This is a genomic window from Njordella calcicola, assembly GCF_056494125.1.
Map to the genome: position 1 here is coordinate 4732004 of NZ_CM151396.1, position 20074 is coordinate 4752077.

17 protein-coding genes are annotated in these 20074 nt (G+C 51.4%); 6 read left to right on the forward strand and 11 right to left on the reverse strand.

Annotated elements, in window-relative coordinates:
• Positions 1-147: 147 nt before the first annotated feature.
• The 9 genes from SH302x_RS18165 to SH302x_RS18205 form a co-directional block, all read right to left on the reverse strand.
• Positions 148-1140, reverse strand: a complete 993-nt coding sequence (locus SH302x_RS18165) for a DUF1559 family PulG-like putative transporter (protein WP_479363899.1) — start codon at positions 1138-1140, stop codon at positions 148-150.
• The gene (locus SH302x_RS18170; protein ID WP_479363900.1) at positions 1137-2099 is read right to left on the reverse strand and encodes a hypothetical protein; all 963 of its coding nucleotides are present in this window, start codon (positions 2097-2099) and stop codon (positions 1137-1139) included. Before SH302x_RS18170 ends, SH302x_RS18165 begins: the two co-directional genes overlap by 4 nt.
• 387 nt (positions 2100-2486) lie before the next feature.
• The gene (locus SH302x_RS18175; protein ID WP_479363901.1) at positions 2487-3542 is read right to left on the reverse strand and encodes a hypothetical protein; all 1056 of its coding nucleotides are present in this window, start codon (positions 3540-3542) and stop codon (positions 2487-2489) included.
• Positions 3543-4162: 620 nt separating this feature from the next.
• Positions 4163-4474: a hypothetical protein gene (locus tag SH302x_RS18180; protein WP_479363902.1), complete on the reverse strand. Its 312-nt coding sequence runs from the start codon at positions 4472-4474 to the stop codon at positions 4163-4165.
• 1095 nt (positions 4475-5569) lie between these two features.
• Positions 5570-6922, reverse strand: coding sequence for a ribosome biogenesis GTPase Der (gene der / locus SH302x_RS18185; RefSeq protein ID WP_479363903.1), 1353 nt, complete (start codon positions 6920-6922; stop codon positions 5570-5572).
• Between the two features lie 344 nt (positions 6923-7266).
• Entirely contained in the window at positions 7267-7704 is a 438-nt protein-coding gene (locus SH302x_RS18190; protein ID WP_479363904.1) for a hypothetical protein, read from the reverse strand.
• A gap of 135 nt (positions 7705-7839) precedes the next feature.
• Positions 7840-8589: a peptide-methionine (S)-S-oxide reductase MsrA gene (msrA, locus tag SH302x_RS18195; RefSeq protein WP_479363906.1), complete on the reverse strand. Its 750-nt coding sequence runs from the start codon at positions 8587-8589 to the stop codon at positions 7840-7842.
• Positions 8590-8741: 152 nt separating this feature from the next.
• Positions 8742-9956, reverse strand: a complete 1215-nt coding sequence (locus SH302x_RS18200; protein ID WP_479363907.1) for a glycosyltransferase — start codon at positions 9954-9956, stop codon at positions 8742-8744.
• Positions 9949-10836 (reverse strand): polysaccharide deacetylase family protein, encoded by an 888-nt coding sequence (locus SH302x_RS18205; RefSeq protein WP_479363908.1) that lies wholly within the window; start codon positions 10834-10836, stop codon positions 9949-9951. Before SH302x_RS18205 ends, SH302x_RS18200 begins: the two co-directional genes overlap by 8 nt.
• Before the next feature lie 239 nt (positions 10837-11075).
• Here SH302x_RS18205 and SH302x_RS18210 point away from each other — a divergent pair, with 239 nt between their 5' ends.
• On the forward strand, positions 11076-12500 hold the full coding sequence (locus SH302x_RS18210; RefSeq protein ID WP_479363910.1) for an O-antigen ligase family protein: 1425 nt from the start codon (positions 11076-11078) through the stop codon (positions 12498-12500).
• 24 nt (positions 12501-12524) lie between these two features.
• Here the strand turns inward: SH302x_RS18210 and SH302x_RS18215 are convergent, their stop codons facing one another.
• Together SH302x_RS18215 and mntR are read right to left on the reverse strand one after the other, a co-directional pair.
• Entirely contained in the window at positions 12525-13502 is a 978-nt protein-coding gene (locus tag SH302x_RS18215) for an Rpn family recombination-promoting nuclease/putative transposase (RefSeq protein WP_479363912.1), read from the reverse strand.
• Positions 13503-13518: 16 nt separating this feature from the next.
• A complete protein-coding gene (gene mntR / locus SH302x_RS18220) occupies positions 13519-14004 on the reverse strand; it encodes a manganese-binding transcriptional regulator MntR (RefSeq protein WP_479363913.1) in 486 nt (161 codons plus the stop codon).
• Positions 14005-14216: 212 nt separating this feature from the next.
• On the opposite strand from mntR, the gene SH302x_RS18225 reads away from it, so the two are divergent.
• From SH302x_RS18225 to dapA, 5 genes are all read left to right on the forward strand, one after another.
• Positions 14217-15191, forward strand: coding sequence for a metal ABC transporter solute-binding protein, Zn/Mn family (locus SH302x_RS18225; protein WP_479363914.1), 975 nt, complete (start codon positions 14217-14219; stop codon positions 15189-15191).
• Positions 15184-16023 (forward strand): metal ABC transporter ATP-binding protein, encoded by an 840-nt coding sequence (locus SH302x_RS18230; RefSeq protein ID WP_479363916.1) that lies wholly within the window; start codon positions 15184-15186, stop codon positions 16021-16023. The genes SH302x_RS18225 and SH302x_RS18230 overlap by 8 nt, the downstream gene beginning before the upstream one ends.
• 4 nt (positions 16024-16027) lie before the next feature.
• Entirely contained in the window at positions 16028-17479 is a 1452-nt protein-coding gene (locus tag SH302x_RS18235; protein WP_479363918.1) for a metal ABC transporter permease, read from the forward strand.
• Between the two features lie 2 nt (positions 17480-17481).
• Positions 17482-18786 carry a metal ABC transporter permease gene (locus SH302x_RS18240; RefSeq protein ID WP_479363920.1) on the forward strand — a complete coding sequence of 435 codons (1305 nt, stop codon included), beginning with the start codon at positions 17482-17484 and terminating at the stop codon, positions 18784-18786.
• 137 nt (positions 18787-18923) lie between these two features.
• Positions 18924-19850: a 4-hydroxy-tetrahydrodipicolinate synthase gene (dapA, locus tag SH302x_RS18245; RefSeq protein ID WP_479363921.1), complete on the forward strand. Its 927-nt coding sequence runs from the start codon at positions 18924-18926 to the stop codon at positions 19848-19850.
• Positions 19851-20074: the final 224 nt, after the last annotated feature.

Here is a 20074-nt window from a genome sequence, read left to right on the forward strand (position 1 = left end):
AGCAAGGATTCAAATCTTCAATAACGCCCAAATCATAAGTGAACGCTCAAACCGTGGACGAATCGGCCACGGCATGAATTGTATCAAGTTCGCTTCGAAGAGGCACACCAGTCGCATCCTACCAGAGGCAGAGCACGGACGGACAATTCAATCACCGCCCGCTCGCGTGCCCAAAGCGCGATAAGTTGCCAGGTCTATACCGTCGGAGATTTCTTGGACTCGTGAATCACAAAACACCATATTGACGCTTCCATAGTGACCGCTTCTTGCCGTCAAAACGCCAAAGGGTGGCGCTCCACCTTTGTCGGTACAGTCAAAGATGCCATAGTTGGGAGGCAAGATATGATTGTAACCTTGATTGACCCCCGATATCCAAAGTGTTCCATAATCACGCCATGTCTTCGTGTTCGAATCAACCGTCGCACAGCGACTGGTCCATCGATTCACTACAATTGGCGTAAGGTCTGTATTCACCAGCTCCGCTACATCGGCAGCGTTCCTGCCTCGCGCAGTTCCGATCAATCGTTCCGCGAAGGCGGCCGTATGCGAAAGTCCGTCGAGGATATCTGCTTCGCTGTTAACTCGCACATACTGAAATACACCCTGACCTTTAGCATTGAACAACGCGACGGCATGATCCATCAACATCCACGCATCCGATCCCATGCAGATTTGCATATTGATCCCGGTTTCGTGATAGCGTGGCTCCGACGGGCATCGAAACACTGGTGGGGTTGGCTGGTGGCGCACTTTCTCGTTCGCATAATTCATAACGTTTTTGGACCAATCGATTTGTTGGTACAGGTTAGACTGATCAAGAAACGGCAAAAGCTTGGCAGGCACGCTGTAATGATTGATTGAGTACAAGCCAGCTCCCACTTGTTCGGTGGGTCCTCCCAAACCCAACGGAAAAACTCGGTGCGTCGACTCGTATTGACGTAACGCCAGACCGATCTGGCGCATGTGATTCATGCAGGTAACTTTACGGGCACTTTCTCGCGCCGACTGCAGCGCTACCATGCTTACAGATGCGAGTATGCCCACGATCGCGATAACCACGACTAGTTCCACCAGTGAGAATCCCGATCGACACGCATGGTGACGCGTAAACTTTTCTAAAGCTAGTTTCTTTTCAATCATTTCCGGCGGACCAGTAATTCAATTGCAAAATTCGTGAGCTCCCCATCTTGCTGGGCCGTAAACTCAAGCTTGTGCGGCACATCACCAAATTCGATGGAAGCAGGTTCCGTAGGCTCCAACGGTTCGATTAGTAAGTGGTTATCCTCGACACGCACCTTGACCCATGGCTTGAGTGGCTCGGCAACTCGAACGGACGTGACCGTAAAATTGGCGTCTGCCGCGTTGATTTGAAGCTTGTTCGGCAGGCATTGTCCGCCGATCAAAATGGTGGCAGGTCGGCTCGAATTTCCCAGCGACCATTCTGGCAACACGTTGCAATGGACAAAGATCTTGCCCGCTGATTTTCCGTAACGCACCGTGGCCGCAAACTGTTGCTTGCCCATATCCAGCTCAGAGGGGGACAGGTCAATCCGTATGGGAACGCGATGCACCTTCAAGTCCCCAAGATAGGGTCGCACCTCCACTGCTTGACCATCAACGATGGAAACCGAGATTGCGGCAGCAGGCGACTCAAATCGCAAATCACTCGGCAGAACTTCCGTGGCACTGTGGACAAAGACAGCCCCAGTCTTGGAAAGTGTTTCTGAAGACTGAAACACTTGGCCAAAATCGAAAGCCGCTTGAGGAACCGCTACCGAGCCATCGGTAAACTTTCTGGTTACCGTGATCGTATGTGTAAGGGAATATTTTTTACCTGGCAACGTCAGTTCCAGGTCTAAGGGATAATCGACTTCACCGACAGCCATTGAGTCATTTGTCTTGAGATTCAAAATGAAGGTTTCACCTGGCTTAACTGTCTCCGGTTGGATAGATTCAACAGAAAATGGAGAGCAACACGGCAAACCAGTAAAAAATTGCTCCGCGTTCAGGCTTACGTCGGTTACGTTCTTTAGTTTCAATGAGAAGCCGGCTCGCTCGCCAGCATTGAATGTCAGCCGATCCGGTGCCTCTAGCAACATTAATTTCGATTGTTCTTCATTGAGGGAACTGGTAGATGCCGATGGTGAGCAGCCGCCGAAGAACGCTAAAGTAACGCAAACGAAGATCAAACCTCGCGAACGTCTAAGCCAAAACAATGTGACTATTGCGATGCAGCAAACAATCATTGCAGTCGCCAAGGCATATTTCCAGACGGACGACGCTGTTTCTATGGCATCCGCAGTCCCAAAAGCCGGTCCGCACCCGACTACTGTTGAGTTTGATTCGCTTGCATGCACGCAACAATTGCCGAATGCAACCAAAAGACAGAACATAATGTACAAATAGTGCGACATATTTAAACACTTTCGTAATCGACTACATTGCAACGGTTTCAGAACAGTCTTAGCAATGTGAACGGCTACAATTTACACCCTCTGTTTACGGCGTATCAGCCAGACGGAGATCGCGACGACGACAACAAACCCGACTAACCATAGCGACCAGCCGGTGGTGGACTTACTTCGTGGAGTGGCAGGTGCTTCGGAGTCACTCTGCAACTTAAAAGCTGCTCGATCCACTTCGTTCGAAGCCCTTGCTCCGCCCCCTGTGAGAAAGCGAGTTTGAGAAACCTTGTCAAACACATCCACACCTGCCGGAAACTTAAAATCCGCCAACGAAGTCGCAGAGACAACCTGATAATCGCCAATGACATTAAAGTCAGTATGCCAAAAGTTTTTTGCCAATTTAGAACTCGCAGTAATCTTGCATTCAATAGGCAGATAGACGTCACCGACTTTCAAGTTTTTGTAATCCCATCGATTAATGGAGGATGCAAGCCCTCGCTGCTCTATCGAATGTATTTGAAATCCGTCGTGCGTGCTAAACTCGAGTGTCCCATCAAGAACGGAGGATGGTTCATCGCCTAGAAAAAAACTGACTTTGAAACGATCGTCAGTTGTTTGAAGATTCTGATATCCGTACACGTTGTTAACTTCATCCGAAAGAAACTCTACCCAATCTGGCCAAAAGAGACGCCATTCCAAGTTTCCAAGTTCATCGATCCTTGAAGACGAAATAATTCCCTCTCGTGGGTACCTTCCGCGTTTGTCGGTGGGATCAAGGAACCAGAAAATTGGGCCGCGAGCCGGCGCGTGCATTAAATGATGAGCATAGTCGCTTTTCCAATCGATACGAAACGCTTGTTGAGGGTACCACGACAACTGGAAATTCAACGCATTGGACTTCAAAGCTCCGGGCGTGAAAAAGAATTCCGAAATGGATTGATATTCGGCTGGAGTGGCAACCCAATGCGAACGGTAACCTTTGCCTGCCGTAGAATTGCCATATTGCTGAAAAAGCAAGCGAATCGACTCTGAGGTTGATTCATCACCGAACGCGTGTACGAAGTTTTGTAGAACAGAGACGAATATCATCGCCCACAAGCTGATCCACGCTTTACATGTTTTGAACATAATATTCATCGTCCAATGCTTGTCGGATAACGATCAAGTAATTCGATGTTTAAAATCGTTAATCAAATTTCTACGATCTACTAAGCTATCTATTTCGCAGATCAACCAAAATCCGATAATCGCCAAATTGTGCAAAAATGGAGCAGGCATTTTTCAGCTATGGACAAGCTGTCGCTCCGCATTGTTGGCCTGTTGCGGCGCCGGCTTTGAATACTCCGCCTTGGCAAATCCCCACAAGTAAATTTCCGCAATTCGTAGTGTTACACGAATAGGTGGGATAATAGGAGCACGACCCTTGATACTTATTAGTTGATGAACACTGTGCCGCCGAGGTACCATTTGCTGAGGTGAAACACGCATAGCCGCAAATTTGGATTCCAGAGGCACCTGCTGCAAACAACTCAGCTTGTGTATACGCGCATGTGCAAATATTCTCGCCGTAGCAAGACTGAAAGTATTGTGTACCGAAGACACTTGCCGCTTCGTTATTACCAACAACCCTCGCTGTGTCTGTCGGAATGAGACTCGTAATCGCAACCACAGAACCGGTTACTACAGCCACCGCAGATAGCTGGAAGAAAACGTTGCAGAAGAAATTTTTAGCTATACGCATCTTTCGTTCCTCGTACTTATACCACCACAAGAACGGCCACCACAAGAACGGCCACCACAAGAACGGCCACCACAAGAACGGCCACCACAAGAACGGCCACCACAAGAACGGCCACCACAAGAACGGCCACCACAAGAACGGCCACCACAAGAACGGCCACCACAAGAACGGCCACCACAAGAACGGCCACCACAAGAACGGCCACCACAAGAACGGCCACCACAAGAACGGCCACCACAAGAACGGCCACCACAAGAACGGCCACCACAAGAACGGCCACCACAAGAACGGCCACCACAAGAACGGCCACCACAAGAACGGCCACCACAAGAACGGCTCGTCTCTGGCTACCTCGCCCCCAATTTAGCTATATTAGAAATGGCTTGTCAAGGATTAATTAACCTAAAGTGAGATTTATGGGGCGATTCTGCACCTCGGTTTGCCGCAAACCAGTTCGGAGCCAGCGTTACACTTGAACGCCCTTAGTGTCGGCCCCGCGGGCATAATAGTGTATAGCGTAAGTCTAAACCGTGGCCGAATCGGCCACGGCATGAATTGTAACGAGCCTTCGGCTCGAAGATGCACACCAATCGCATCCTACTAGGGGCAACACGGACGGACAATTCAATCACCGCCGGCTCGCGTGCCCAAAGCGCGATAAGTTGCCAGGTCAATACCGTCGGAGATTTCTTGGACTCGTGAATCACAAAACACCATATTGACGCTTCCATAGTGACCGCTTCTTGCCGTCAAAACGCCAAAGGGATGAACCTACCATTGCTCAGCAGTTTTTCACGCAAAGGCGCGAAGTTCGCAAAGTGACGTGCGGTGCAGACTTCGCGATCTTTGCGCCTCCGCGTGAACTTTCTTTCGTTCGTTAGCGTTATCTGCAAAAGTTAGAACTGGATTTGACATTCAGCATTGGATAAGCACGGTTGTTCGCTAGCGACACCACACGAAGTGAGCGCAGCGAATAGAGTGCTGCATGCATCTAAATCGGCGAGGTGAACATCGATATTCAGGATAAACAGGATTAGAAAAATTTATCCTGCTTATCCTGTCTATCAATGTTCATATTCAGTGCGTTCCTATACCGCTTCCATGCGGGCGGCGCGTTAAGTGGCTGACCAAGTAATGCCCCTCGTCTCCATTTCTTCGCCACACTCTCATTGTTGTCAACGAGCGAGAAGTGCCGGTTTGGTGATTATTCTTTCGGAGTAAGAATCGCTTGGGCGCCGCCTACCACGGCCAACCTTGTCGGCCCCGTGTGGTGTCTGTTATCTGTTGCTTAATTGTGAAAAGTTGGCTCAAGACAGTGCTGTCTGCCCTGCGGGCTTGTGAGATATTGGTTTAAGCGCTAACCGTGGCCGAATCGGCCACAGCATGAATTGTATCAAACCTTCGGCTCGAAGATCCCAACCAACTAATCGCCGTAGCGGATGTCGTCGCGTTCGTCGTCGCGCGATTTGGCTTGCAAGTACAGCTTGATGGGCACTTCGCCAAACGGCAAATGATCACGCAAATAACCTAACAAGTAACGCTGATACTGTGCCGTAAAACCTTGCGGATAATTGCACATCAAGATAATCGTCGGCGGTGCGGTCGCGATCTGCGTCCCATAATAAATCTTCGGTCGCTTCAATTGATACAACGGTGGTGGTTGCGATTCCAAAGCGGACTTGACCAGCCGATTCAGTTGACCAGTCGAGATACGCTCGTTGGCTTGCTTGAATAACATCTGAGAATGATTAAGCAGCGTCTTGACGTTCTTGCCCGTTTGACCGGTCACAAAAGCAATCGGACAATAAGCCATCGTTGGAAAGTGCTCTCGCAGATATCGCACCCAACGTTCTGTCGGCATGTGCTCCACCAATTTGTCCCATTTATTGACGACCAAAATACATGGCTTGTATTGTTCGCAAATGTAGTGCGCCAACTGCTTGTCGACTTTGCTGATTCGCTGCGAACAATCGAAAAACAAAAGCGTCACGTCCGCGCGACGGATACTGCGCTGAGCTCGATGGATACCGTACCAGTCCACGTCCGTGCGTACGCTTTTGTTTTTGCGTAAACCAGGGGTGTCGATAGCCATGAACTTGTGACCGTCCAACTCGAACATCACGTCGACGCTGTCACGCGTGGTCCCGGCCACTTCACTGACAATCATTCGTTCGGCGCGGACAAGGGTATTCACAAAAGTGCTCTTACCTACGTTGCGACGTCCGACAATTGCGACCTTCATCGTCGGATCGGCAATTTCCGAATCCTCAGTTACGACATCCGGCAGCCGTTCGACAATCGCGTCCAGCAAATCTTCTTTGTTGCGATTCTGCATGGTGCTGACGCGTAGCAGCCAACCGCGGCCCAAGCGATAGAACTCTTCGGCGTTGGAGTCCATCGTCTGATCGTCGGTCTTATTGGCGACCAACAAGATCGGTTTGTCGATGCGTCGCAAGCGTTCGGCGACCTCTTGGTCCAGCGGCATCATGCCCGCTCGTGTATCGACGACAAACATCAACACGTCGGCTTCATCAATGCCAACTTGGATCTGCTCTTCGATCTGGGTCGTCAAGTTATCGACGTCTTCGATGCCCATCCCGCCGGTGTCGACCAGTTCAAAATGTTTGCCGTTATGCTCGATCAACGTGATAACGCGGTCACGAGTCACCCCCGCCACATCATCGACAATGGCCAACCGACGGCCCGCAAGCCAATTGAATATGCTGCTCTTGCCGACATTTGGACGACCAAGAATTGCAACGCGGGGAACAGACATAGAAAAACTTGCGAAACTAGGGGCGGATCAAGAAAAGTGCCAAAGGGAACTTAGTCCCTGGCGCAAACGCCCATTCTAGTTGACTGGCCTGCCTTGTATAGTCGCGACAAGCCAGAGTGGCATAATGGCCGAACTTTTCGGGCCAATGTGGCTTCGAATTGGTCGCCGCCGATGCCGTTTTATTCTCGATTGGCATTGGTATCTTCCCAACGCTGGATGAATCCGCAGGCCTGACGCAGTGAACGTCGTTCTACTGCGTGCCTAACCGAACGATCTGGCAACATCGGATACCACAAACGCGGGGTGATACCCTCGCGGTTAAACTAAATACTGATCACGCAGGTTTATTTTGTCGCTGCAATTGTCGCGGCGTTGACAGCGTAAGGGTTTTCCACCCAAATCGATTGTCCGGCACTTGCCAACGGCGCCGACTCGACAGCGATCGTTTGCGGCAACATTTCCGTTGCTGATACGCAGTTGGGATTGAAAACGGTCGTCGGAGTGGCTTTCAGTTCAGCTTGATAGCTGGCGGGCACGTGAATCTCTGGTAACGCCGCAAAGGGACTGATCCCATAAGGGCGCTCGTATCTTTGGCCATAATAGACGGGTGAGTAGATGGAGAAATAAGGAGGCGTTGGCAGTCGATTGCGGAATACAAACGATGGCCCTAACGCGGCTCCGTATCCGTAACCCAACAATCCCAACGAATCAAAAGCGTGAGCAGTCGGAGCAGTTGCCAACGACGCGCCTAGCAGAGCACAACAAGCAATGAGTTTTTTCATGAGATGGATCTCGCAAATGCGGATGAGAACAAGCACAATCAGGGCAGGAATTAAGCAGTTCCCTTCCAGATTAATTGCCAGACCCAAAATCGCAACTTTTCACTGCGAAGTTCATCGCGAAAAGCTCGGAAACGCTTACTTGGTGACGGCTTTTTTCCCGATCGCGCCTTGAGGTAGAGAGCCTTCAATTTCCAAAACGTCCGCTCGCTTACCCCACACGCTGCGCATCATTCGATCGCGTCCCGACGCGTTTCGATATTGGCGATAGTGATTCGGATCGCGTTTGTGGAAATCCTGGTGATATTCCTCAGCAGGCCAAAACTCCGATCGCTCCCGCAACTCGATCGCCAATGGTACCTTGAAGACCTTCATCGAATTGACCGCCGAAATGACAAACTCAGCGGCCTTCTTTTCATCTTCGCCTTCGTAGAAAATGATTGGCTTGTAACCTTCTCCTCGATCATAGAACTGTCCGTTTGCATCCGTCGGATCAATATGTTTGATCAACCATTCGACCAAGCCGCCGAAGGTAACCTTGGACGGATCATAGGTAATCAATGCGCACTCGGTATGCCGTCCATTGTGATAAGTCTTGTAAGTGGGATTCTCACTGGTCCCACCGCTGTAGCCGGAAACGACATCGACGACGCCGGGGCATTTCTCAAAATCGGTCTCGGTACACCAAAAGCATCCGCCAGCGAGAACAGCGGTCTTTAATTCCTGTTTAGAACCGCTGCCAGCCTCGATTGCCACAGCAGCAGTCTCACTGACCGGTTGAAGTGCTGGAGTTGGCGTTTTGTCCGAGTTAGGACTCTGAGCCGTCAGCACTTGCAAGAAGACGACGGCACAGCCGATCGCCGACAAAAACATCATTGCACGATACATACCATTGATCCTCTTTGCCCTGTCCAGGAAACATGTCACTAGAGTGTCGATGGAGTTATTATACCGATGAACCAAGCCTTGGGCGACTACCAACGCGTCGGCAGGCCGATAGTGGCAGGATGTACAAGGAATATCAGTGAATTTCTAACGATTTAGCCGATAGAGCGGCGTGGACCTGCGGCCGTCGAGCTGTGGATCGCCGCGACCATCTTTTGTGCGATCCATTTTGGCCAGCGAATGCCAGCGCGTTGGCAATGCAGTTGCCATAACAACGATTCGTAGCCATGTACCATCGAATCCAGCGAGCTTTGATCGCACACGAGCTCGCGCCCCTGCTGCCCCAAACGAGCTCGTAGTTCAGTGTCTTCAATCAGCTTGATAACTGCTGACGCGTACTCGATTGGACTGCGACTTTCGATCGTGTAGCCTGTGGTGCCTTCAATAACAGATTCAGTGACCGAGCCAACTCTCGGTGCAACGGTTGGTACTTGGCAAGCAAGCGCTTCCAGAATCGAAACAGGCTTGGCTTCGTTCTTGCTCGTCAACATAAAGACATCCATCGCAGCCAGAAGCTCAGGCGTATCGGACCGCGAGCCTAACATGCGAACAGAACGCTCCAACCCGCGTTGAGCAATGGCTTGCTCTATCGAGGCGCGTTGCACTCCATCGCCAACGATCAGAAATTTTGACGCTGGGTATCGCTTCAAGACTTCGTCCGCCGTTTTCACAAACAACTCATGGTCCTTCTCCGGTCGCAGCGCGGCGACAATTCCAATCACAGGGTCTTCTGCCCCAATACCCAGCTCCGAACGCACCATTTGCCGAGCGACTTGATTGGCAGCGAATCGTCGCGTATCAATCCCATTGGGGATCACAAACACTTTCTCAGCAGGCAGGTGCTCGACATCCCGCAAGTAATCGCGATGCGCATCGGCCACCGCAATAAAGGCATCGGTCATGGGCGTGAGTAGCTTGTTAGCCAAACCGATTTCATCTGGCCAACCTGTCGAATGCAGTGCAGAAGCAATGATAGGCACGGAAGCCCATTTAGCAGCCAGCCGCCCCCAAAACATCTTGTCGCCAGCTCCGACGGTAATGACAGCGTCGATCTCCAATTCACGGTAGATATTCACCAGCCGCGAAAAAACACGAATATCAAACTTGCTGGACGTCAACGAATGGAAGACAGGAATTGTTTTCGCTAGTTGCAGGCCAAGCTCTCCTGGCTCTTTCAAACAAATCAGATGCGGAGTAAGCCGCGAGGGGTCCGATTTTTCAATCAGATTGGTGAGCAATGTTTCAGCCCCCCCCACGTGCATGCTGGTGATCACAAAGCAAGTGCGAAGTGGTTTACTGCGACTAAGCATGATCGCTCACAAGCTCGCGATCTGAAGTTTGTTCATTCGGCGAATTGCGTTTGGCATAGCTCAATTGCGATCCGCGTCGCAGTTTGCGAGGGTCCAAAGTCAGCCAGTTGACTAAACTAGCAATCCCCGGCTCGCCATGTATGCGTTGAATATGATAATCATCTTCACCTGGCCAATTCCAACCGCCATAAGCACTGACAAACCCCTTATAGCCACTTTCGTAAACGACATCGATCGCCGCTTGACTGATCTTGCTGGGCAAACCATAAGGGAACGCAAAATAGTTGATCGGCTGGCCGGTCCAATCTTGAAGCTTATGTCGTGTATCCCGAATCTCCCGCAGCAGGAAATCGCGACAATACTCTTTTCCTAAGTCTGGGTGACTCTTGGAATGGCAACCGATTTCAACACCACATCTAGCTAGTTCCAGTATCTGCTCTTTGGTGTTGGTGGGCAACTCTCGCCCCAAATCTACATCGTGAGGAAACGAAACGCCAAACTCGACGTTATCGGTGGTGACAAAGTAGGTGAAAGGAATCTCACGTCGCAGCAATTCAGGAATTGCCCACTGACAGTTTTCAGCGTAACCATCATCAAAAGTGATCGCCACTTCCAGCTCTGGTCGCACACTAGCGGCTTGTGAAAGTTGAATCTCAGGCAACGTTACAAATTTGGCATTCGCAGCGAGCCAATCTAAATGCCGTCCAAAATCCCGAGGAGTAATTGTCCAATCATTCAAATATTCATTTGCGACGCGATGGTAGAACAGCACCGCCGCTGGCATTTGTTGACGTGCACGCAAATCATCCGCGATGCGTTCTCGCCACTTTTGAGTCGCAATCTGATAAGACTGCAAAATTCGTTGTCGCAAAATGGACATGGTTTAGATACTCACACAATTCAAACTCTAGTCGTACGCCATTTATGTCGCTCATGACTACCATGGGAGCAATTTGATTAGCACGGTAAAAACCGAACATTGAAAAAGGTTTGACGGTTCTGTCGATTGCAACAGTTGTAGGCTTTAGAATTTCTACAAAAGATTTTCTAGCTCAAGTATTCTCAAGAAATTTCCGTTCCGTCCAGCGCATGGGTTATCGTTACGCGGGAGTTTTCTGAATGCTGTTCGTAGCTGTCATCTTTGTTCTCGCATTCGCGGTTTGGTCGTTTACCATTTTAAGGTATCACGATTTGCCGTTGGGCTGCGCGATCTTCTTGGTGGTCAGCAGCACATTCTCGTCGGACTTTTTTGGTTTGGACGCTGGCGGACTAACGTGGACGTTAGACCGATTCTGGATTGTATTTCTGCTACTGCAGATCGCATACAACTTGTATATTGGTCGAATTCGCTGGCGTGAAATACAAACCGGCGATCTATTGCTAATCGCATTCGTCCTATGGTTGATTGCCAGAACGTTGCCATTCCCTCTGGGGCAGACACTTCCTGAGCAACCGCCGACACTGATGCATTTGCTGAACGGGTACTTGATACCAGTTTTCCTGTACGCGTTAATTAAACATTCACGAGTGACCCCTGCTTCGATTTACCCTGCGGTGGTCGTCTTGCTCATGTTTGGGCTGTACCTATCGCTGACAGCCGTCTTTGAATCGATGGGCGCATGGTCGCTGGTGTATCCCAAGTTTATTGGCGATCCCACCTTGGGCATTCACTTTGGACGTGCTCGCGGTCCAATGCTGCAATCAGTACGGTTGGGAGTCTGCCTGAACTTCTGCTTGCTGGTCCTGTGGACGTATATTTTGTATCTACGTCGCTTTGATCGATGGGCTTGGGTATTGACCGCGTTTTTGACGCCCGTTTTGCTGCTTGGCATTTTCCTTACCAAGACTCGCAGTATATGGATGGGCACGATCGCAATCTTGCTGATTTCACTCTTTATGATGCTGCGCGGTAGATTGCGCTATGTCTCGATCGGTTCGTTGATGGTATTTGGATTGATTGGAGCCATCGTTATCGGGCCTAGCCTAGTGGCTTTCAAACGCGAATATGGGGAAGCGGAAACGCTGGAGAGTACGCGGATGCGAGGAGCGTTCGCTTATGTTTCATACAAGATGTTTCTGGACAAACCAATCACTGGCTTTGGATTCAATCAATTTCAGATTTACAACCGACCGTACTTGGATGACCGTACGACCAACATTCGATTGGAATCGATACGCGGTTACGTGCATCATAACTCGTTTGCAAGTATCCTGGTCGACCTCGGCTTGGTCGGCGGCGTTCTGTACTTTGGATTGGTCGTCGCGTTCGCTCGTTCGACCTTACGGCTGTATCGCAATCAAGCGGCACCAGAGTGGTCGCGGGCAAGTGCCGTACTAGCGACGGGAGTGGCGGTTTGCCATGCGATCCAAATGGTGTTTCATGAAGTCTCCTTCTCGACAATCGAGAATTCGCTCTTAGCGATCAGTTTAGGGCTGATGAATGCTTGCTCGCTGGACTTCGCGACGTCACGGTCGCTGGGCAGTCGCTGGATCCGCTGGCGATTCCGAGACCGACGGCAGTCTAGGCAGCAAGTGGCTGTCTAAACTCGGCTGCTACCATTCAGCGGTTCAAATTTTGCGATCGCGAAGTCGTTTTCGAAGTGTAGAGACTTTGCTCAAAAGACCGTCCAGATCAACCTGCTGTAATGATGCTGCTTCTGAAATGGGTTCACCGAGCAGCTCTTCTAGCATCATCAGTGTTTCAATCACCGATTTCCGCCCCTGCTCCAGGCCCTCTTCCCGCCCCTTCTGGCGCCCCTGCTCCAGTCCCTGCTCCAGTCCCTTCTCCAGTCCCTGCTCCAGTCCCTTCTCAATTCCCTCAGCAAGCCCGGCATTTCGCGAGCTTTCCATGGCCCATTCGTAATCGCGTTGGGCTTTTTCACGTTGGTCGTACATCTGTTTGTCCTCCGTCTTGGCCGAAATTTTTTCGATCGTCGAAATTGCTTTTCCCAAATCAATACCTGGCAATAGCTCTCGCAACGTCGCAGCATCATAATCCTGAGCTCGCAAAAGCAAAAATGCCCATTGCTCAATCGTCGAAGCTGTCGCAATCGTCGCTGCCTCTAAATTATACTTTGATAACTCCACCGTGTGTACTTCAATCCCAATGGGCAGTCCACGGCCGCTTTCAAGGTCAATCAACTGAAAGCGATGATGCGCCTGATCCCCTTTGAACACATTGGGCCTCAGCAAACAAATCGAAATCGACGACCGCAGCGTGGCATAGCTACCCCCGGAAAATAGCTGGCCGATGTACATATCGCAAGCGTAGTAAACCAGTCGCTGTAACAAGCCGGCAAATAAGGACACTTGCATTTCCACGTTAAACCAACGCCCGCCGGAATCCAGACACCGCAAATCAAGGACAATCGATTTTTGGTTCTCGAACTCTTGAATGTTGAACGGATTCTTGATCTCCACGTCCACAATTGGCTTGGGGAAATTGAGGATTGCGTTAAGCAAACCAAGGAGCGAATCGGAATTTTCCGGCGATCCAAAGATCTTCTTGAACGCAAAATCGTTTGTTGGTTTAATTCCTAGTCGCATCGTGTGGACCTTTCACCTACCGACACATTTTGCTGTCGACGAACGCTCGCATTTTCGCCAGCGTTTCGGAACTACAGTGATGCTCGATACCCTCGGCGTCAATGGCTGCAACATTAGCCGAGACACCGATGGCTTGCAGGAACGCCAGCACAATCTCATGCCGTTGTCGTGACTTGGCGGCCATCTTTTCTCCGGCAACCGTCAAACTAATGGGGCGGTATGGCTGAGTATCGACCAAGCCCTCGTTCTGCAACCGCGACACAATTCGTGTCACCGTCACATGCGAAACCGCAAAACGTTTCGCTAAATCCACCACCCGGCAGCGATCCTGTACTCGTAGAATATCGTCGATGGCTTCGACATAATCCTCTGCCGTCTCACTGGCATGAGCATCGCGAGTTCGCTTGTGGGATTCGGATGGAGAGTGCTGTTTCGACAAAGGTCTATCCGCCGTGGAAATTGCTGTGGTGGGGGGCTCCTCGCAAGAGTGTCCAACCGGCAAAGTGTACGCATTTTGAACGTTTCATCCAGCCTATTGCGATTGCGTCCGACCGCCAACACGTCCGCCGTTCTCTATTGACAACGATCTGGCCGACACTAGAATCACGAATTGTAGCAATTGCTACAATTGGCAACATAAGCTGGAAGTTCGGCTGCCAAGGAAGAAGCTGCACGAAAATCAACGAAGCAGGCCGACGTAAAAATCGACGACGTATGACAAGATGGTTCTTTCTGGTTTTGGTATTGATCGCGACCGGCGGTTGCAGTTCGAGCCAGCAACCACCGACAAAATCGGACAAATGGCTAGCAGTCGCAACCGTCGGAATGGTGGCGGAGTTGGTGCGCAACGTCGGCGGCGATCGAGTCGATGTCCAGCAGATGATGGGTTCGGGCGTTGATCCTCACCTGTACAAAACAACGCGAGATGACGTCGCCATTATCCTTTCCGGCGATATGGTTTTTTACTGCGGATTGTTGTTGGAAGGCAAAATGAGCGACACGCTCCAGAAGCTCGCTAGACGGCAACGTGTCCACGCTGTGACTGGGTCGCTACCGCCCACACAACTGATTGCCCCCAGCGAGAAATCGGACAGCTACGATCCGCATGTCTGGATGGATGTTTCGCTGTGGAGTGAAGCGGCGGGAGCTGTGGCCGATGCGCTGTCAAACTTGGATCCGGAGCATCAACAAGAGTACGAAGCGAACTTGCAGCGTTACCAAAGCGAACTGGCGGGCCTGCATGCGTACTGTAAGTTAGCGATCGAATCGATTCCACCCAAGAGCCGGATACTGATTACATCGCACGATGCGTTCAGCTACCTTGGTCGCGCCTATGGGTTAGAAGTGATCGGGGTGCAAGGACTTTCAACGGAATCGGAAGCGGGTTTGCAGCAGATCAATCAGTTGGTCGACTTGCTGGTCAACCGTAATGTGCGCGCGGTCTTCGTCGAAAGCAGCGTTTCGCGAAAGAACATTCAAGCGTTAATGGATGGCGCTCGGTCACGTGGGCATGTCGTCACGATCGGTGGCGAACTGTATTCCGATGCGATGGGTTCCCAGGGAACTTACGAAGGGACCTACATCGGTATGATTGATCATAACATTACCACTATTGTCAATGCCTTGGGGGGGGCGGTCCCTGCCGCAGGTTTCAACGGTCGACTTAGCCAGAATGCAACGCATGAGTAGCGACATCATCCAGGAATCCAAGTTCAGTCAACAATCCACGGGAAAAAACAACGATAACCAGGCCGCTGCGGTAGCGCCGTTGTCGGTTTACGATTTAACGGTTGCTTATCATCGCAAGCCAGTGATCTGGGATGTGGAGTTCGATATTCCGGCCGGTTCGTTGGTGGGCGTGGTGGGGCCCAACGGAGCTGGAAAAAGCACGCTGCTCAAAGCGATCATGGACTTGATCCCGCGTGCTTCGGGGCGAGTGCAAGTCTTCGGTAAAAGCTATGCGGAGAATCGCCATCGCGTGGGCTATGTACCTCAGCGAGAAAGTGTCGATTGGGACTTTCCCGTCGATGCGTTAGATGTCGTGACAATGGGGCTGTATCGCAAAGTCGGCTGGTGCATGCCTGTGCGAAAGAAGCATCGCGAGCTGGCGTTGCAGGCTTTGGAGCGTGTGGGCATGGCGGACTTTGCCAAACGACAGATCAGCCAATTGTCAGGCGGGCAGCAGCAGCGTACGTTCTTGGCCAGAGCTCTGGTGCAAGATGCCGAGCTGTATTTGATGGATGAACCGTTTGCAGCAGTGGATGCAGCGACTGAACGGGCGATTGTTGAGATCTTGCGTCAAATGCAAGGCGATGGAAAGACGGCGATCGTCATCCATCACGACTTGCAAACGGTCCAGGAGTATTTCGATTACGTCATTCTGCTGAATATGCGAGTCGTTGCTCATGGTCCGACCGATACGATCTATACATCGGAGAATCTACAGAAGACTTATGGTGGGCGATTGACGCTGTTGGATGAAGCGACCGAAGCGATGCGTCGTCGTGAAAGGACGCTGTAACACGATGTTGCATCAGTGGTTTGAATCAAGCGTTTCTATCGCGTCGACATTGACGGAGCGAGCCTTTGAGTTGCCGTCATGGGAAGAGATTTTACGCGTGGTGCGATTGGAAGATTACAACACGCGTGTCGTCGTGCTGGGGACCGCATTGTTGGGCCTAGCCGCTGGCCTAGTCGGCAGCTTCACTTTGTTGCGTCGTCGTGCGTTGATGGGAGACGCTTTGGCGCATGCCACACTGCCCGGCATTTGCATCGCCTTTATGCTGGCGACCTATCTAGGACGCGACGGGAAATCGTTGACATTTTTATTATTGGGCGCGGCCGTCAGCGGACTACTGGGCGTGGCAGCGATCCTTGGCATACGCCGTAATACAAATTTGAAAGAGGATACAGCCCTTGGGATTGTGCTGAGCGTTTTCTTTGGTGCGGGTACAGCTTTAATGACGTTGGTACAGCAAATGGAAGCTGGCCATGCGGCTGGCTTGGAAGCGTTCATTTACGGCAAGACCGCTTCGATGACCGCTGGGGACACACAACTGATTTTGGTCAGCGCGATCGGTTGCATCATTGTCAGCGGGCTGTTATTCAAAGAGCTCAAGCTGCTCTGTTTCGATGATGCATTTGCTGGTTCACGCGGCTACAGTGTGCTGTTTCTGGATATCGTATTGATGGCGTTGGTCGTAGTGGTCACGATTGTCGGACTGCAAAGTGTCGGATTGGTTTTGATTATCGCTTTGATGGTCATTCCAGCGGCTTCGGCGCGATTTTGGACCGACCACATGACATCACTGGCGATTTGGTCGGCCCTATTGGGGGCGATCAGTTGTCTCCTGGTCGCCTCGGTCAGTGCGCTATTGCCGCGGTTGCCCAGCGGTGCCATGATCGTTCTGGTATCAGCAATGGTCTTCGGATTCAGCATGCTGTTGGGCCGTCGCCGAGGTGTATTGATTCGCGCCTGGCGTCGCCGGACGGTGAACCAGCGAAACGACGAGCGGCATTTGCTGCGCGGGATGTTCGAGTTCTATGAAAGCCAAGGCGTACCGAACGAACAAACCGATGCACCGGAAATTGAACTAGACTTTCAACAAATCATGCAACAGCGCAGTTGGACTCGTGCGCGTTTGCAAAGTGCAATCAATCGAGAGTTACGCAATGGTCGCATGGAAGTCAGTGTCGGAAGTCGATATCGATTAAGCCCATCGGGCTGGGCCAAAGCCAAACGCCTAGCACGCGAACATCGACTTTGGGAGATTTACTTAATCACGCATGCAGATGTGGCTCCTAGCCGTGTGGACCGGGATGCGGATGCGATTGAGCATGTATTGGAACCCGAACTGATCTTGGAGTTGGAATCGGTGCTTTCGGGCAATGTCGATGCAGACAAGCACGTACCACCGGACCCGCATGCCCGGCACATGCCGGAGCCACTGGGGCAAGCTTCGAAGGTGGAGGGCTAAGTATGCATTTGGCGTGGAACTGGTGGTTGGATGGTTGGATCATCATTGCGGGGATGTTGTGTGCTTTAGCTTCGTCATCGATAGGAACGTTTTTGGTTTTACGCCGAATGAGTCTGCTGGGCGATGCGATCAGCCATGCGGTATTGCCTGGTCTGGCGGCTGCGTTTTTAATCAGCGGCTCACGCAATAGCGTTACGATGTTCCTAGGTGCCGTTGTGGTCGGCGTTTTGACGGCATTGGCGACGCAGTGGATACGTAACTATGGTCGCGTCGATGAAGGAGCGTCGATGGGAGTGGTTTTCACTTCGTTTTTCGCGTTGGGCTTGGTCATGATTGTGCAAGCGGCCGATCATGTCGATTTAGATCCTGGGTGCGTACTGTACGGAGCGATTGAGTTGACGCCGATCGATACTTGGAGTTTGTTCGGTGTGGATGTCCCTCGTGTCGTAATCACGTTGTCGATTGTCAGCGCGATCAATTTGTTGTTTGTTGGCTTGTTCTACAAGGAACTGAAGTTGACTTCGTTTGACCCTGCGCTGGCAACAACAACGGGCTTTAATGCAACTTTGATGCATTACAGTTTGATGACATTGGTGGCCGTCACTGCGGTTGCATGTTTTGAAAGCGTCGGCAACATCTTGGTCATCGCGATGATGATTGTGCCAACAGCGACCGCGTTGCTATTGAGTAGCCGCCTATCGATGGTGCTCTTGCTTAGTCTGGGGATTGGCATGGCGGCAGCAGTGCTAGGACACCTCAGCGCAGTCTTTGTTCCGGGTTGGTTCGGGATGCGCAGCACGACGACTGCGGGCATGATGGCCGTGTCGGTAGGAGCGATGTTCCTGTTGGTCAGTTTGTTCGCTCCGCGGCAAGGAGTTGTCGTGCGGTATGTGCGCAGCCGCAGCTTGTCTCTGCAGATCTTGGCTGAAGATATCATCGCGATGCTTTACCGCGATGAAGAACGCGGCGGTAAAGGCATGTCCACGGACCAGCTTGCAGAGAATCTGTACGCGTCGCGATGGTCGCTGTGGCTGGCAGCCAGAAAGCATTTTCGGCAAAGCACTGTCGTTGCTACCGATCGCTATTTGACATTGACCGATTCGGGACGCGAGATGGCCAAGCAATTGGTACGATCGCATCGATTATGGGAGCACTATTTGGCTGACCAAGCGAGTGTCCCTTCTGGGCGAGTCCACGCCAAAGCGGAAAGACTGGAGCATTTTACGGACGAAGAACTGCGGACCAAATTGGCGGCCGAAAGTTTGTCTCCAAGCCTCGATCCGCACGGACGCGAGATTCCGCAGTGACCAATGGCGGCCTGCAGGGCTAGGATTTAGGCTGTTCGACCGCGGGAATTGTGGTTAATCTGTAAGCTTGCGAGTCGGCGAATTCCCGCAGACTATCGCGTTTTTTTATGTTCACTTCAAAGAGCTGAGTGCTTGTCGTGCGAAAAGGCAGCGAATTTTCTGGTGTTGGTGTTGCGATTGTTACTCCGTTTCGCGATGGACAGCTCGACATCCCCAAGCTTCATGAGCAGATCGATTTTCAAATCGAAGCTGGCGTTCAATTCCTGGTTCCGGTGGGAACAACCGGTGAATCACCGACGTTGTCTCACGACGAACACGAACGTGTGATCAGCGAAGTGATCCAAAAAGTAGCTGGTCGCTGCAAAGTCATGGCCGGTACTGGCAGTAATTCCACAGCGGAAGCTTTGCGATTGACGCATCGTGCGGCCAAAGAAGGTGCGGATGCAACGTTGCAGGTGGCTCCGTATTACAACAAGCCGATGCAAGAAGGCTTCTACGAACATTTCAAGGCCATCGCTGAAGAATGCGACCTGCCTGTCTGTGTATACAACATTCCAGGTCGATCCGCTAAAAACATCGAGCCTGAAACCATCATTCGACTAGCTGAGCTTGAGAACATCACGATGGTCAAAGAAGCCACCGGCTCGATGGACCAATGTTCGCAGATTCTCAACCAAACGGACTTAACGGTTCTCTCTGGGGACGATTCGATGACACTGCCCATGATGAGCGTGGGAGCGGAAGGAGTCATCAGTGTGGTCGGCAACATTGTGCCACGAGATTTGTTGGCCTTGGTGCAAGCGGCCTCTGAAGGCGATTTGACAGAATCGCAGCGACTACACCACAAGTTGTTTTACTTGTGTCGCGAGATGCTATCGATGGCTACCAATCCGATTCCTATCAAGATGGCGATGCAACTACTGGGGCGAGACACCGGTGACGTGCGATTGCCGATGACGCGCTTGAATGCTGCTTCGACCGCCAAACTGCAGCAGCTATTGGTTGAGTATGGATTGACGCTGGAATCTGCCGCCACTGCCCAGGCCGTCCAGTCCTTGGTATAAGTTAGTTCGTCATCATTCAAATTAATTCGTCATCCCGCCACTAGCCGGTTCTTGGTTCGTAGTCCCGGCTTTAGCCGGTCTTTGGTTCGTAGTCCCGGCTTTAGTTGGTTCGTAGTCCCGGCTTTAGCCGGTCTTAGTTGCGATTGTCCGCCTGAAGGCGGTACTACAAATGTTGCGGCGCACAGATTGTGCCTACTACCATCGTTGAAAATTTCGGTCTGTTG

Excerpts from the sequence above, each read along its gene's own strand:
- SH302x_RS18165 (WP_479363899.1), bottom strand. The coding sequence starts at position 1,140 with ATGATTGAAAAGAAACTAGCTTTAGAAAAGTTTACGCGTCACCATGCG.
- SH302x_RS18170 (WP_479363900.1), bottom strand. The coding sequence starts at position 2,099 with ATGTTGCTAGAGGCACCGGATCGGCTGACATTCAATGCTGGCGAGCGA.
- SH302x_RS18175 (WP_479363901.1), bottom strand. The coding sequence starts at position 3,542 with ATGAATATTATGTTCAAAACATGTAAAGCGTGGATCAGCTTGTGGGCG.
- der (WP_479363903.1), bottom strand. The coding sequence starts at position 6,922 with ATGTCTGTTCCCCGCGTTGCAATTCTTGGTCGTCCAAATGTCGGCAAG.
- SH302x_RS18190 (WP_479363904.1), bottom strand. The coding sequence starts at position 7,704 with ATGAAAAAACTCATTGCTTGTTGTGCTCTGCTAGGCGCGTCGTTGGCA.
- msrA (WP_479363906.1), bottom strand. The coding sequence starts at position 8,589 with ATGTATCGTGCAATGATGTTTTTGTCGGCGATCGGCTGTGCCGTCGTC.
- SH302x_RS18200 (WP_479363907.1), bottom strand. The coding sequence starts at position 9,956 with ATGCTTAGTCGCAGTAAACCACTTCGCACTTGCTTTGTGATCACCAGC.
- SH302x_RS18205 (WP_479363908.1), bottom strand. The coding sequence starts at position 10,836 with ATGTCCATTTTGCGACAACGAATTTTGCAGTCTTATCAGATTGCGACT.
- SH302x_RS18210 (WP_479363910.1), top strand. The coding sequence starts at position 11,076 with ATGCTGTTCGTAGCTGTCATCTTTGTTCTCGCATTCGCGGTTTGGTCG.
- SH302x_RS18215 (WP_479363912.1), bottom strand. The coding sequence starts at position 13,502 with ATGCGACTAGGAATTAAACCAACAAACGATTTTGCGTTCAAGAAGATC.
- SH302x_RS18225 (WP_479363914.1), top strand. The coding sequence starts at position 14,217 with ATGACAAGATGGTTCTTTCTGGTTTTGGTATTGATCGCGACCGGCGGT.
- SH302x_RS18230 (WP_479363916.1), top strand. The coding sequence starts at position 15,184 with ATGAGTAGCGACATCATCCAGGAATCCAAGTTCAGTCAACAATCCACG.
- SH302x_RS18235 (WP_479363918.1), top strand. The coding sequence starts at position 16,028 with ATGTTGCATCAGTGGTTTGAATCAAGCGTTTCTATCGCGTCGACATTG.
- SH302x_RS18240 (WP_479363920.1), top strand. The coding sequence starts at position 17,482 with ATGCATTTGGCGTGGAACTGGTGGTTGGATGGTTGGATCATCATTGCG.